This is a genomic window from Microbacterium sp. 69-7, assembly GCF_001897985.1.
Lineage (GTDB): Bacteria > Actinomycetota > Actinomycetes > Actinomycetales > Microbacteriaceae > Microbacterium > Microbacterium laevaniformans.
In genome coordinates, this window is the sequence record NZ_MKRU01000044.1 from 1 (window position 1) to 12,732 (window position 12,732).

13 protein-coding genes are annotated in these 12,732 nt (G+C 70.2%); 8 read left to right on the forward strand and 5 right to left on the reverse strand.

Translation table 11 applies throughout. The annotated features are described in order from the left end of the window. From BGN98_RS04165 to BGN98_RS04175, 3 genes are all read left to right on the forward strand, one after another. Positions 1 to 3,238, forward strand: a 3,238-nt coding sequence (locus tag BGN98_RS04165) for a TM0106 family RecB-like putative nuclease (RefSeq protein WP_288119768.1), incomplete at its 5' end; no start/stop codon positions are given. A 78-nt stretch (positions 3,239 to 3,316) separates the two neighbouring features. Further along, a complete protein-coding gene (locus BGN98_RS04170) occupies positions 3,317 to 3,616 on the forward strand; it encodes a DUF3467 domain-containing protein (RefSeq protein WP_005049773.1) in 300 nt (99 codons plus the stop codon). A 307-nt stretch (positions 3,617 to 3,923) separates the two neighbouring features. Then, the gene (locus tag BGN98_RS04175; protein WP_288119769.1) at positions 3,924 to 4,925 is read left to right on the forward strand and encodes a magnesium and cobalt transport protein CorA; all 1,002 of its coding nucleotides are present in this window, start codon (positions 3,924 to 3,926) and stop codon (positions 4,923 to 4,925) included. Positions 4,926 to 4,995: 70 nt separating this feature from the next. On the opposite strand, the gene upp is transcribed toward BGN98_RS04175, so the two are convergent. Then, positions 4,996 to 5,628, reverse strand: coding sequence for a uracil phosphoribosyltransferase (gene upp, locus BGN98_RS04180; RefSeq protein ID WP_101305601.1), 633 nt, complete (start codon positions 5,626 to 5,628; stop codon positions 4,996 to 4,998). A gap of 22 nt (positions 5,629 to 5,650) precedes the next feature. On the opposite strand from upp, the gene tadA reads away from it, so the two are divergent. Beyond that, positions 5,651 to 6,118 carry a tRNA adenosine(34) deaminase TadA gene (gene tadA / locus BGN98_RS04185; RefSeq protein ID WP_005049776.1) on the forward strand — a complete coding sequence of 156 codons (468 nt, stop codon included), beginning with the start codon at positions 5,651 to 5,653 and terminating at the stop codon, positions 6,116 to 6,118. Positions 6,119 to 6,131: 13 nt separating this feature from the next. Here the strand turns inward: tadA and BGN98_RS04190 are convergent, their stop codons facing one another. Beyond that, entirely contained in the window at positions 6,132 to 7,244 is a 1,113-nt protein-coding gene (locus tag BGN98_RS04190) for an alpha/beta hydrolase (RefSeq protein ID WP_204947738.1), read from the reverse strand. Positions 7,245 to 7,523: 279 nt separating this feature from the next. On the opposite strand from BGN98_RS04190, the gene proC reads away from it, so the two are divergent. Next, positions 7,524 to 8,357 (forward strand): pyrroline-5-carboxylate reductase, encoded by an 834-nt coding sequence (proC, locus tag BGN98_RS04195; protein ID WP_204947737.1) that lies wholly within the window; start codon positions 7,524 to 7,526, stop codon positions 8,355 to 8,357. A gap of 115 nt (positions 8,358 to 8,472) precedes the next feature. Here the strand turns inward: proC and BGN98_RS04200 are convergent, their stop codons facing one another. The 3 genes from BGN98_RS04200 to BGN98_RS04210 all read right to left on the reverse strand — a co-directional run bounded on the left by BGN98_RS04200 (position 8,473) and on the right by BGN98_RS04210 (position 11,798). Next, positions 8,473 to 9,468, reverse strand: a complete 996-nt coding sequence (locus tag BGN98_RS04200; RefSeq protein WP_288119771.1) for a hypothetical protein — start codon at positions 9,466 to 9,468, stop codon at positions 8,473 to 8,475. Between the two features lie 223 nt (positions 9,469 to 9,691). Beyond that, complete coding sequence (locus tag BGN98_RS04205) at positions 9,692 to 10,363, reverse strand: potassium channel family protein (protein WP_005049780.1); 672 nt, start codon at positions 10,361 to 10,363, stop codon at positions 9,692 to 9,694. Beyond that, positions 10,356 to 11,798: a TrkH family potassium uptake protein gene (locus BGN98_RS04210; RefSeq protein ID WP_005049781.1), complete on the reverse strand. Its 1,443-nt coding sequence runs from the start codon at positions 11,796 to 11,798 to the stop codon at positions 10,356 to 10,358. Before BGN98_RS04210 ends, BGN98_RS04205 begins: the two co-directional genes overlap by 8 nt. A gap of 70 nt (positions 11,799 to 11,868) precedes the next feature. Between BGN98_RS04210 and BGN98_RS04215 the strand changes: the two genes are divergently transcribed. From BGN98_RS04215 to BGN98_RS04225, 3 genes are all read left to right on the forward strand, one after another. Then, entirely contained in the window at positions 11,869 to 12,276 is a 408-nt protein-coding gene (locus tag BGN98_RS04215; RefSeq protein WP_005049783.1) for an ArsR/SmtB family transcription factor, read from the forward strand. Positions 12,277 to 12,384: 108 nt separating this feature from the next. Continuing rightward, positions 12,385 to 12,576, forward strand: coding sequence for a helix-turn-helix domain-containing protein (locus BGN98_RS04220; protein WP_005049784.1), 192 nt, complete (start codon positions 12,385 to 12,387; stop codon positions 12,574 to 12,576). An 82-nt stretch (positions 12,577 to 12,658) separates the two neighbouring features. Next, on the forward strand, positions 12,659 to 12,732 hold a 74-nt coding region (locus tag BGN98_RS04225), incomplete at its 3' end, for a 30S ribosomal protein bS22 (RefSeq protein ID WP_288119775.1).

The window sequence follows — 12,732 nt, forward strand, 5'->3', positions numbered from 1 at the left end:
CGTCGCGGTCATCTATCAGGCGGTGTTCGCCACCGAGGAGTTCGTCGGATTCGCCGACTTCCTCGTGCGCGACGACCCCGCTCGCCCCGCGGATACCGCCGCCAACCCGTGGGTCGTGCAGGACACCAAACTCGCGCGTCACGCACGCGTGACGGCGTTGATGCAGCTTGCGGCATATGCCGACCAGCTCGACCGGCTGGGAGTGCCGCGCAGCAGCCGTGTGGAGTTGCTGCTCGGCGACGGCACGACCTCGACGCACGCCGTCAGCGACCTCCTACCCGTCTTCCGGTTGCGCAGGCAGCGACTGCGGGCGCTCGTCGCCGACCGCGACATCGCGGCGGGCGCCACGGGCGCTCCGATCGCGTGGGGAGACGACCGGGGTGAGCTCAGGATCGTGGCGTGCGGCCGATGCGCGACCTGCGATGCGGAGGTCGTCGCCCATCGCGACCTGCTGCTCGTCGCCGGGATGCGACCCGTGCAGCGTGACCGGCTGCGCGCCGCCGGCATCCATACCATCGACGACCTGGCCGTCGCGAGCGCGCCTCCCGAGCGGATGTCGGGTGACACGTTCGCCGGCCTGCGTACGCAGGCGCGCCTGCAGCTGGACAGCCCGGCGGGCGGCGTGGGGGAGACGGCAACCGCGGCCGCGCCGCCGGTGCCGACCTTCGAGGTGGTCTTTCCGAAGGCGATCGGAGCGCTGCCCCGGCCCGACCGCGGCGACCTCTTCTTCGACTTCGAGGGAGACCCGCTCTACACCGAAGCCGCCGACGGGGTGGGAGCGATGTGGGGCATCGACTACCTGTTCGGCTGGGTCGACGACGACGAGCAATACGCGGCGCTGTGGGCGCATTCCTTTGCCGACGAGAAGCGGGCGCTCGAGGACTTCCTGGATGTGGTGGCGCTGCGCCGGCGCGCCCACCCCGGAATGCACATCTACCACTACGCGCCGTACGAACCGACGCATCTGCTGGCGATGGCCGCCCGCTACGGTGTGCGCGAGGCCGAGGTCGACACGCTGTTGCGTGAGGGCGTCTTCGTCGACCTCTACCCGATCGTCCGGCGCGCCCTTCGCGTGGGATCGCGCTCGTACTCGATCAAGAAGCTCGAGCCGCTCTACATGGGCGCCGAGGTGCGCACCAGCGACGTGCAGCGCGGCGACGACTCGATCGTCAAGTATGTCGAGGCGCGCGAGCTGATGGACGCGGGGGCGGATGCCGCGGGAGCGGCGATTCTCGACGATCTCGCCGACTACAACCGCTACGACTGCGTCTCGACCCGTCGCTTGCGCAACTGGCTGGTCGAGCGGGCCCGGGAGTCCAAGCTCCTGCCCTCGGCAGACGTCGACGCCGCAGAGCGTCCCTACGAACCCTCCCCGCGTGCCGATGCGCTCACGCGGATGGCGGGCGCTGCCGAGAGGGACGATGCCCCCGATGTGGCCGCGGTCACCGCGCTCAAGCTCGCCGCCGCGGCGATCGACTACTACCCCCGCGAGGCGAAGACCTTCTGGGCGACGCACTTCCTGCGGCTGCGTGAGCCCGTCTCGATCTGGGAGGACACCCGCGACGTCGTCGTCTTCGATCACGATCGGTGCCGAGTCCTGAGCGACTGGCACGTACCGGAGGGCGGACGCGTCCAGCGCCGGGTGCTCGAGCTGCGCGGCGACCTCGCGCCGGGAACGAAGCTGTCCGCGGGGGGATCGGTCTTCCTGCTGTACGAGCTGCCGACACCGTTCCCGATCGACACCAGCCCGCGCTGGATCCACGCCGCGCGGTCGGTCCGCGTCGTCGACGTCCTCGATGACGGAATGGTCGTGGAGGAGAACTCCGTCCACGGATTCACCTGGCAGGAGCTGCCGATCGCCTCGACCCCGCCCGCGCCGCCTCAGGCCGGGTCGCAGCAGGCGGCGATCGATCACTGGGCCGACACAATCATCCAGGCGGCCCCGCTGCGCTCGGCGGACTTCCCGTTCGACCCCGCGACCGACCTGCTGCTGCGCAGAATCCCGCGCACGCGCTCGGGTACGCTCGCGCGCGGCGACGGTGACGCGGTCGACGAGATCGCCCGCGCCGTCGACGATCTCGACCGCAGCTATCTGGCCGTGCAAGGCCCGCCGGGCACCGGCAAGACCTACGTCGGTTCGCACGTGGTCGCGCGCCTGGTCCGCGAGAAGGGATACCGCGTCGGCGTGGTGGCGCAGTCGCACGCGGTCGTGGAGAACATGCTCGCGCGCATCGTCGATGCGGGGGTGCCGGGTGAGCGCGTCGCGAAGGCGACGAAGGGCGCGGCATCCGGTGCGGAGAGTTTCACCGCCATCGCGAAGGACGGCTATGCGGCCTTCGCCCAGGCACACCCGGACGGGTTCGTCATCGGCGGTACGGCATGGGACCTGAGCCACCCCGGACGCGTGCCCCGCGCGAGTCTGGACCTGCTCGTCATCGACGAAGCCGGACAGTTCTCGCTCGCCTCGACCATCGCGGTGTCGGTCGCGGCGCAGCGACTGCTGCTGCTCGGCGATCCCCAGCAGCTGCCGCAGGTGAGCCAGGGCACCCATCCCGAGCCGGTCGACACCTCCGCACTCGGATGGGTGATGGATGGCGTCGCGGTCGTCCCCGATGATCGCGGCTTCTTCCTCGCACAGACGCGGCGGATGCGCCCCGAGGTCGCCGCTCCCGTCTCCGAACTGTCCTACGACGGGCGACTCGCGGCGCATCCGTCCACCGCGGGGCGTCACCTCGACGGCGTTGCGGCCGGCGTCGTCCCCATGCCGCTGACCCACGCGGGCAACGCCACACAGTCGCCGGAGGAGGCCGACGCCGTCCTCGCCCTCGCTCGCGACCTCCTTGGGCGGGCGTGGACGCCATCCGAACAGGCGCGCCCACGACCGCTCACGGCCGCGGATCTGATCGTCGTCACCCCGTACAACGCGCAGCAGGTGCTCGTCGAGTCCGTGCTGGCAGCGGCCGGGCTCGGGGAGATCCCGGTCGGAACGGTCGACAAGTTCCAGGGTCAGGAAGCTGCCGTCGCGATCGTGTCGCTCGCGGCATCCAGCGGCCGTGATGCACCGCGAGGGCTCGAGTTCCTCCTGCTGCAGAACCGTCTGAACGTGGCCATCTCGCGGGCCGAGCACACCGCGTTCGTGGTCTACGGCACGGGGCTGCTCGACGACCTGCCCCGCACTCCGGACGGTGTCGCCCGCCTCAGTGCCTTCGCCCGTCTCGTCGGCGCGGACGCGCCCTAGACTCGGCCTATCGGTCGACGCGCACCGGTCGAGTTCCGCGGGGCGACGCCTCCGCGACGTGGCGAACAGGAGCACGACATGAGCGATGAGATGCCCCGGCAGTTTGAGATCGATCTGCCGCCGGAGGTGATCGCCGGCAGCTTCGCCGACTTCGCGAACGTGTGGCACACGCCCGACGTGTTCGTGATGGACTTCGTCTCTCTCGTGCGGCCTCCGCAGGCCGGGGCGGATGCCGACGGTGCGCCCGTCACGGTCGTGCCCGCTCGGGTGGTGCAGCGAGTGCGCATCCCCCCGCAGCAGGTGTTCGAGCTGGCGAAGGCGCTCACCCAGCAGCTGGAGTTCTGGGAGCAGGAGACCGGGCGACGCGCCGAAGGGTGACGATACCGTCGCCCGGGGCCGCGACCGGTCTCGGCCGCGCGCCGGTCATCTTCGGGGGATATACTCCCCGAGGCTCGTCCCCGTGCATCCGATCACGACGAGCCGCGATCAGAGGCGGTGAGACACCATGGCAGACGATAGTAGCCGCGCCGCGGTGCTCGCCGCCGGCATCCTCTCGTTCTGAGGCCGGCGCACCCGCGGCGTTTTCGTGCGTGCCGTCCGCTCGGCACGCTCCGACGTGCGCGCGATCCTTCGTGCGTGCCCGCCCCGCGGCGCTCGGCGACCGCGTGTCCACGAGGAGAGACCCATGACCCTGATCGACAACGCCGTGTACAAGGACGGGGTGCGCGTTGCCACCCCCGCCTCGCTCGACGATGCCTACGCCCTCCAGGAAGCCCACACGGGCTTCGCGTGGATCGGCCTGTACCGTCCGTCGGACGAGGAGCTGGCGTCCGTCGCGACAGAGTTCGAACTGCACCCGCTCGCCATCGAGGATGCGGCTCTGGGGCATCAGCGCTCCAAGGTCGAGCGTTACGGCGACACGCTGTTCGTGGTGCTGCGCCCCGCCCGCTACGACGACGAGCGCGAGGAGCTGGACATCGGCGAGCTGCACCTGTTCGTCGGCCCCGACTTCGTGATCACCATCCGTCATGCCGAGTCCCCCGATCTCGGAGCGGTGCGGCGGCGCCTCGAGCAGCAGCCGGAACTGTTGGCGCTGGGATCGGAGGCGGTGCTGTACGCCGTGCTCGACCGCGTCGTCGACGAGTACGAGCCGCTGGTCGCCGGCATCGAGAACGACATCGACGAGATCGAGGACGACCTGTTCGGAGACGCCGACGACGATGCCCTCTCGCGCCGCATCTACGAGCTGTCCGGAGAGCTGAACCGCTTCTTCCGAGCCACCCACCCGCTGGTGCCGATCATCGAATGGCTGCAGCGCGGCCACGACGCCTACCACGTCGACATCGAGCTGCAGCGGCGGCTGCGCGACGTCCGCGACCATGCCCTCCGCGTCACCGAGCGCATCGACGGCTTCCGTGCGGTGCTCGACAAGGCGCTCATCGTGCACTCCGCGCTCGTCTCCCGGCGGCAGACCGAGGTGAACCCGGCGCAGAACGAGCAGGTGAAGAAGATCTCTTCGTGGGCGGCGATCATCTTCGCGCCCACGCTGATCGGCACGGTGTACGGCATGAACTTCGACGTCATGCCCGAGCTGCACTGGGAGTACGGCTACCCCGTCGCTCTCGGCGTGATGGTGGCCTTCCCCACCGTGCTCTACCTGATCTTCAAGCGGCGGCGGTGGCTGTGAGCCTCGCTCGTCCGTCCTGTTGCGTCACTCTCGGCATCCGATAGCGACGACACGGGGCGGATGAAGCCGCTCAGACCGTGCCGTAGAGGCGGTCGCCGGCGTCGCCGAGGCCGGGCACGATGTAGCCCTTCTCGTTGAGACGCTCATCGAGCGCCCCGAGCACGAGGGTCACGTCGCGGTCCCCGACGAGCTCCTCGATCTTCGCGACGCCCTCGGGCGCGCCGAGGATGCAGATCGCGGTGACGTCCTGCGCGCCGCGGGCGAAGAGGAAATCGATCGCGGCGCCGAGCGAGCCGCCGGTCGCGAGCATCGGGTCGAGCACGAAGCACTGTCGGTCGCTGAGATCGTCGGGAAGGCGCTCGGCGTACGTGTACGGCTGCAGCGTCTCCTCGTTGCGCGCCATGCCCAGGAAGCCGATCTCGGCGGTGGGCAGCAGCTTCACCATGCCGTCGAGCATGCCGAGGCCGGCGCGGAGGATCGGCACCACCAGCGGTCGCGGCTCCGAGATGCGCACGCCGGTCGTGGTGGTCACCGGGGTCTGGATCTCGACCTCTTCGACGCGCACGCCGCGGGTCGCCTCATACGCGAGCAGGGTCAACAGCTCTTCGGTGAGCTGTCGGAACACCGGAGATGGTGTGCGCTCGTCGCGCAGCACGGTGAGCTTGTGGGTGATGAGGGGGTGATCGGCAACGTGCACGCGCATGATCTCAGCCTACGCTGAAGGCATGAGCCTGCCCGTGCGTGCCGACGACGAGACGGTGATGCGTCGTGCCCTTGCACTGGCCGCTCGCGCGGCGGACGCGGGAGAGATCCCGGTGGGCGCGGTCGTCGTGGATGCGGGGGGCGCGGCGATCGGTGAAGGTCTCAACCTGCGGGAGGCGACCGCCGACCCCACCGCCCATGCGGAGGTCGTGGCCCTCCGGCAGGCCGCGGCATCCGTCGGGTCGTGGAACCTCGAGGGGTGCACGCTGACCGTGACCCTCGAGCCGTGTCTGATGTGCGCGGGCGCGATCCTGCAGGCTCGCGTCGGCCGGGTCGTGTTCGGCGCGTGGGACGAGAAGGCGGGAGCGGCCGGATCGGTGTACGACGTGCTACGTGACCGGCGGCTGCCGGTGCGGGCCGAAGTGGTCGGCGGCATCCTGGAGGACGACGCGCGCGCCCTGCTGCGCACCTTCTTCGACGCCCGCCGTTGAGGAGGTCCCTGCCTCAGTCCGAGGAGCTGAGGATGATCGCCTCGGTGGGCGGGGCGGGGTCGGCCCGACGGCCGATGTAGCCGATGTTCTCCAGCAGGGCGCGACGGAACTCCGCGGGGCGCTCCAGGTGCGGCGCGTGGCCGACGCCCTCGAAGACCAGTTCGGTGACGGCGCCTCCCGCCGCTTGGTAGGCATCCAGCACGTCGCGGGTTTGCGACACCATCTCCTGCGCGGGTGCGGACTCGGCGCCCGGCCACCCCGGGATCACCCCGAGGGCGCCGAGGTGGTTGATGTCGAAGAAGGAGGCATCGGAGACGATCGCGTCGGCCGAGCCGCGCACCCAGAGGACGGGAGGCTTGGGGGTGATGTCCACGATGCTCGAGGTGTTGAAGTACTGCGGCGCCATGGTGTTCAGCACGCCCAGGCGTCCGGCGGCGAACCCGGGCCAGTTCTCGCTGGCGACGCTGTCGCCGGGGTAGTTGCCGGTGGCCGTGGAGGTGGTGTTCATCGACTCCACCCAGATGTCCTCGTGCGCGCTCGTGTATCCCGGTGCGACATAGCCGGAGCGGAAGACGCTGCGCGGCGACGTCGGTGCCTCGTCGGTCATGTCGCGGTCGGTGAGTCGCTGCACGAAGTCGGGGTTGGCGCCGCCCGCGCCGCAGCCGGCGTCGTCGGCGGTCACCCGCGATCCGTCGCGGCGGGTGCCCCCGAAGCCGTAGGGCGAGACCGGCGCCTGCAAGGTGAGCGAGCGCACGGGGTGGTCGATGGCGTACTGCATGACCACGCCTCCTCCCATGGACCACCCGACGAGGTGCGCCGTGTCGATGCCCAGCACCTGCAGCGTGGCGAACACGTCGTCGCTGAAGTCGCGGACGCCGCGGGTGGCGTCGACGGGCGCGCTCTCGGTGTTGCCGAACCCGCGCAGATCGACGGCGATGATCCGCAGATCGCTGGGCAGATCCTGCATGAGCTCCTGCCAGAACAGGCTCGACGACACGTTGCCGTGCACCAGGATCACGGTCTGGTCCGCGGTCGCGGCCGGGTTGTCGCCGACGCGTTCGAGGATGCCGACGCGCAGGCGCTCTGTGTCGATGATCCGGGAGGTGATGCCGTCGAGGAGCGTCATGACCGCATCCTACTCCGACGACCTGTCGTCATGAACGGACTCTCAGGTGAAGAGTCGGAGTGCGCCGAGCGGCGGACCCGACCATGCGTTCTCGTGGTCCCGAGGTGCGTACGGCCCTGCCGTACGGGTGGGTCTGCCGAGGGCCGTCAGGCTCTCTGCCCACCGCACGGCGGCGGCGACCCCGTCGATCACGGGTACCCCCAGCGGGGAAACCGGCGCAGCCGAGCACGGATGAGTGGTTTCTCTGCAGGCCGCTCGTTCCTCTGCGAGGATGAGGGCATGGCTTCCCCCCTCCCTTCGATCGCGATCCTCGGTGCCGGCTCGATGGGAGGCGCGATCTTGCAGGGCCTCGTCCGCTCGGGTGATGCCCCCGCGATCACCGTGACCAACCGCACCGCCGTGCGCGCTGACGCCTTGGTGGGACTCGACGGCGTCACGAGCCTTTCGCTCGAGGCCGACGGCGACGCGAACACGGCTGCCGCCGCAGCCGCCGACATCGTGCTCATCGGTGTGAAGCCGGTGATGGTGCCCGATCTGCTCCGCGAGATCGCGCCCGTGCTGCGTCCGGGGACGATCATCGTGAGCCTCGCCGCGGGTGTCACGATCGCGACATTCGCGTCCATCGTGGGTGAAGAGGTCTCGGTGATCCGCTCCATGCCGAACACCCCCGCGGTGGTCGGCAAGGCGGTGACCGGCCTGTCGGCGGGCCCCACGGCATCCGCGGACGAGCTGGCGCTGGTGCGCCGGCTGTTCGAGACGTGCGGGGCGGTCATCGAGGTGCCCGAGTCGCAGATCGACGCCCTGTCGACGATCTCGGGGTCGGGTCCGGCCTACTTCTTCCTGCTGGTCGAGGAGCTCACCGAGGCCGCACGCGGCAAGGGTTTCTCCGACGCCGACGCGCGCCTGATGGCCGAGCAGACCTTCATCGGCGCCGCGGCGCTGCTGGATGCCACGGGGGAGGACCCCGCCGAGCTGCGCCGGCGCGTCACCAGTCCCAAGGGCACGACCGAGCGTGCGATCGCGGTGCTGCAGGGCGCCCGCCTGGACGGCGTGTTCGCCGAGGCGACCGACGCCGCCCTCGCCCGCGCCAAGGAGATGGCCGCCGGCGCCTGACCCCCGCCGCCCGCCCGCTTCGCCCGCCCGCCCGCCGCGTCCCCGCGCCCGCGAGAAACCACCTTCGGCACGAGAAACCACCGCTGCAGGTGCGTGTCGTCGCCGTTGTGGTTTCTCACTGCGGCCGGTGAGGGAGAGCTCGGGGCGTCTGGCGCAGGCTCGCCAGTCCGGCGCGGTCGCGCGGGCGGACGAGCCGGACGGCCGCGCGCTGCAGGGCGGTCGCCAACGGCTCGACCCGCACCGCGTCCGCCATCTCCCAGCGTGCGACCGGATGCCCCGCGCGGCGCAGACGGTCCTCGCGGCGCTTCTCGTCGCGGAAACGCCGCGCGGCCGCCGCTGGCGCGTCGCCGTCGTCGATGCCGTACTTGCCCCAGCCGTCGCTCTCGCCCACCGTGCGGCTCGACGGGAACAGGAAGTCCGTGCGGTCCGTGACCCCCTCGTAGCGGAACTCGGCCTGCAGCACCGGGTCTTCGAAGCCGCACCAGCGGATGACGGCGCGGCTGACGCTCTCGCCGGGCGACTCGGCGCGCGCGTCCGCGTGCGCCCAGGCCCACGCCAGCCGCGCGACGCCCCGGCGGGAGGCCTGCGACGCGGCGCGCTCCCGGAGGTCGTCGACGACGAGAGCGCCGCCCTGTCGGGGCGAGATCGCGGCATCCACGACGGCGAGCGCCTGCGCGGGCGGGAGCACGCGGGCGAGATCGATGACGGCATCCGTCGGCGAGGTGCACAGGATGCCGTCGACGCTCACGACCTCCCGCGCGTCCGTGCTGGTGTGCACGCACACGTCGCCGAACCGTCGCGACGCCGTGCGGTCCGGATCGAACACGTGGATGTCGCGCGCCTCGCCGAACAGCGGCAGGCCGAGCAGCACCGCGGCGGACTCCAGGCACAGCACGGCATCCGGGTGGACGAGCGCGAAGGCGTGCACCCGCAGCGCATACCGCTGCCACGGCGCCAGCCGCGCCGCCGCGGCGGCATCCACGTACACGCCGCGGCGCACCCGCACGAAACCGGGACCGGCCACCGCCAGCCGCAGCACGCGGGCCTCGGCGGAGGTGACGAGCGGAAGCGGTGACCGGGTGGTGGCACGGTCCGTCGGCAGGTGCGGCATCCGCAGATCATGCCCCGGCACCCGCGCCGCCGCGGTCTCATCCCCACCCTTCCCGCGGTCATCCCCTCCCGCGCCGCCTGGGGAGGAGCCGCCGTGCGCCGGCGAGAAACCACCGGCGAGCCGAGAAACCCCGCGCGGCAGGGTTTCTCGCGCCGCAGATGGTTTCTCGCGGGCGCGGAGGGCGCGGAGGGCGCGGAGGGCGCGGCGGGGGCGGATGCCGCGGTCAGCGGTCGAGCGAGGCGAAACGCTCGATGTCGCTGTTGGTGCCCGACACGATGATCAGGTCGTGGTTGGTCACCACGGTGTCGGCCTCGGCGTAGCGGAACGGCTTGCCCGGGCTCTTCACGCCGACGACGGTGACGCTGTACTTGCTGCGCACCCCCGACTCGTTCAGGCCGATGCCGCGGATGAACTTCGGCGGGTACATCTTGGCGAGGACGAAGTCGTCGTCGAAGCGGATGAAGTCGAGCATCCGGCCGCTGACCAGGTGCGCGACGCGCTCGCCGGCCTCGCGCTCGGGGTAGATGACGTGATTCGCGCCGACGCGGGCGAGGATCTTGCCGTGGCTCTGGGAGACGGCTTTCGCCCAGATCTGCGGCACCTTCAGGTCGACGAGATTCGCCGTGATGAGCACCGACGCCTCGATCGAGGAGCCGACGGCGACGACGGCCACCTGGAAGTCCTGGGCGCCGATCTGCTTGAGCGCCTCGATGTTCTTGGCGTCGGCCTGCACCGTGTGGGTGACACGCTCGGACCACTTCTGCACGAGCTCGAGGTTGTCGTCGATCGCGAGGACTTCGCGATCGAGGCGGTCGAGTTCGCCGGCGCACGCGGCTCCGAAACGGCCGAGGCCGATCACCAGGACGGGAGCATCGCTCCGGATCTGCTCAACCAACGATCGGCCTTTCGACGGGCAGCGAGTAGTGCTGCGATCGGTTCGTCGCGGCGACGGCCGCGGCGAGAGTGACGGTACCCACGCGCCCCATGAACATCGTCGCCGCCATGACGTAGACGGCGAGATCGGGCAGGTCCTGCGTGATACCGGTGGACAGGCCCACGGTCGCGAAGCCCGAGACGACGTCGAAGAGCACGTACTCGACGGGATATCTCGTGATCTGCGCGATCGTGATGGTCGACACCGCGACGATCGTCGAGCCCCAGGCGACGACGGACAGGGCGACGCGCTGCACATCGCTGGGGATGCGGCGGCCGAACGCCTGCACGCTCGGTCGTCCCTTGGCCTCGGACCAGACGGCGAGGGCGAGGACGGCGAGGGTGGTCACTTTGATGCCGCCGGCGGTGGATGCCGAGCCGCCGCCGATGAACATGAGCATCGAGCCCACGACGAGAGACGATCCGTGCAGCTGCCCGATGTCGACGATGGAGAAGCCCCCCGAGCGCGTCATCGCGGACAGGAAGAATGCTTGGAAGGTCGTGTCCCAGGCATCCATCCCGCCGAACGTCTTCGGGTTGTCGTACTCGAGCAGCAGGAACACTGCGGCACCGGCGAAGAACAGGATGACCGTCGTGATCAGGGTGAGCTTGGCGTGCAGCGACCAGCGGCGGACGTGGAGGTGGTGGCGCCACAGCGCGAAGATGACGGGGAAGCCGATGGAGCCCAGGAACACCCCCGCCATCAGAAGCGTCAGGAAGAGGTAGTTGTGCGCGAACGGGGCGATGCCCTCGGCGTTCGGCGCGAAGCCGGTGTTGGTGAACGACATCGCCGCGTAGTACGGCGCCTCCCACAGTGCGCTCAACGGATCGACACCGCTCGCGAGCAGCGACGGATACAGCAGCACCGCGAGTCCTGCCTCGATCACGAGGGTCGACAACGCCACGGTGGCCAGGAGCTGGCCGACCTCGCCCAGGCGCACCGCCTGGCCCTCGTTGACGGGTCCGCCGTGGGCGCGCAGGGGGTTCGTGTCGCCCGCGGCGATCAGCTTCGCCCGCAGGCCCAGGCGCTTGGAGATCACCAGGCCCAGAATGGATGCCAGGGTCAGCACCCCCATCGCGCCCACGTTCACGCCGATGTAGACGATCAGGTGACCGAACGCGCTCCAGTGCGTCCCCATGTTGACGGTCGAAAGCCCCGTCACGCAGATCGTCGACACCGCGGTGAACAGGGCATCGGCGAACGGCGTGACCCGGCCGTCGGCGGATGCCGCGGGCAGCGAGAACAGTGCGGTGAACAGCAGGATCAGCGCGAGGAAGATGCCGACGGCGAACCGCGACGGCGATGCCGTGGTCGCGTCGCGCAGTCGATCACGCGTGGCCGCGAGTGAGGTGCGCAGGGAGCGCCATGCACGGGCACCCGCGGTGTCGCCCGTCATGGTCCGCCCCTCTCTGACGAAGAACCGTTGACATGGTACTCCGCGCCGCGGCGCGGGCTAACCTATCGTCATGGCGGACATCTTCGACGTGATCGCCGACGGTACCCGTCGGGACATTCTGCAGCTTCTGCGCGAGCGCGCGTCGGCGGGCGAGCATGGCACGAGTGTGTCCCACATCGTCACCGACCTGGGCGTCAGCCAGCCCACGGTCTCCAAGCACCTCAAGGTGCTCCGTGAGGCCGAGCTGGTGACGGTGCGCGAAGAGGGCCAGCACCGCTATTACAGCCTGTCGCCGGCGCCGCTGGACGCGGTCGATGACTGGCTCGTCCCCTTCCTGGACGAAGATCTCCTCCCCGCTCCCGCGGGCCCCTCGACGCTTCCCGAGCCCGCGGTCGCGGCGGCCGACCTGGTCGGGCGCGCGGCGGCATCCGCGAAGCATGCGTGGGACAGTGCCTTCAAGCGCTTCCCCGGTCGGTGAACACACGAGTCACACCGATCACACGGGTTTACACGCGGCGCACAGAGACCCTAATGTTGGTTCACAGCAATGCGGAGGCACCGCATCGGGTATCGGTGGGGGAATGGGATGCCGGACCTTTCTGACGTGCGTTTTCTGACGGTCGCGGAAGTGGCCGAGATCATGCGCGTGTCGAAGATGACCGTGTACCGCCTGGTGCACGCCGGCGAGCTCCCGGCCGTGCGATTCGGTCGCAGTTACCGCGTGCCCGAGACGGCCGTCACCGAGGCCGTGCAACGTCCTATCGCCGACGTCGGCTAGACTGATCCGAGGGCATTTTTCGAGATGCCCGTTCCCGGACGCGGCCACCCGCGTCCAGACCCCTGACATAGTGAGGTTTTCCGTGGGTTCTGTCATCAAGAAGCGCCGCAAGCGCATGGCGAAGAAGAAGCACCGCAAGCTGCTTCGCAAGACTCG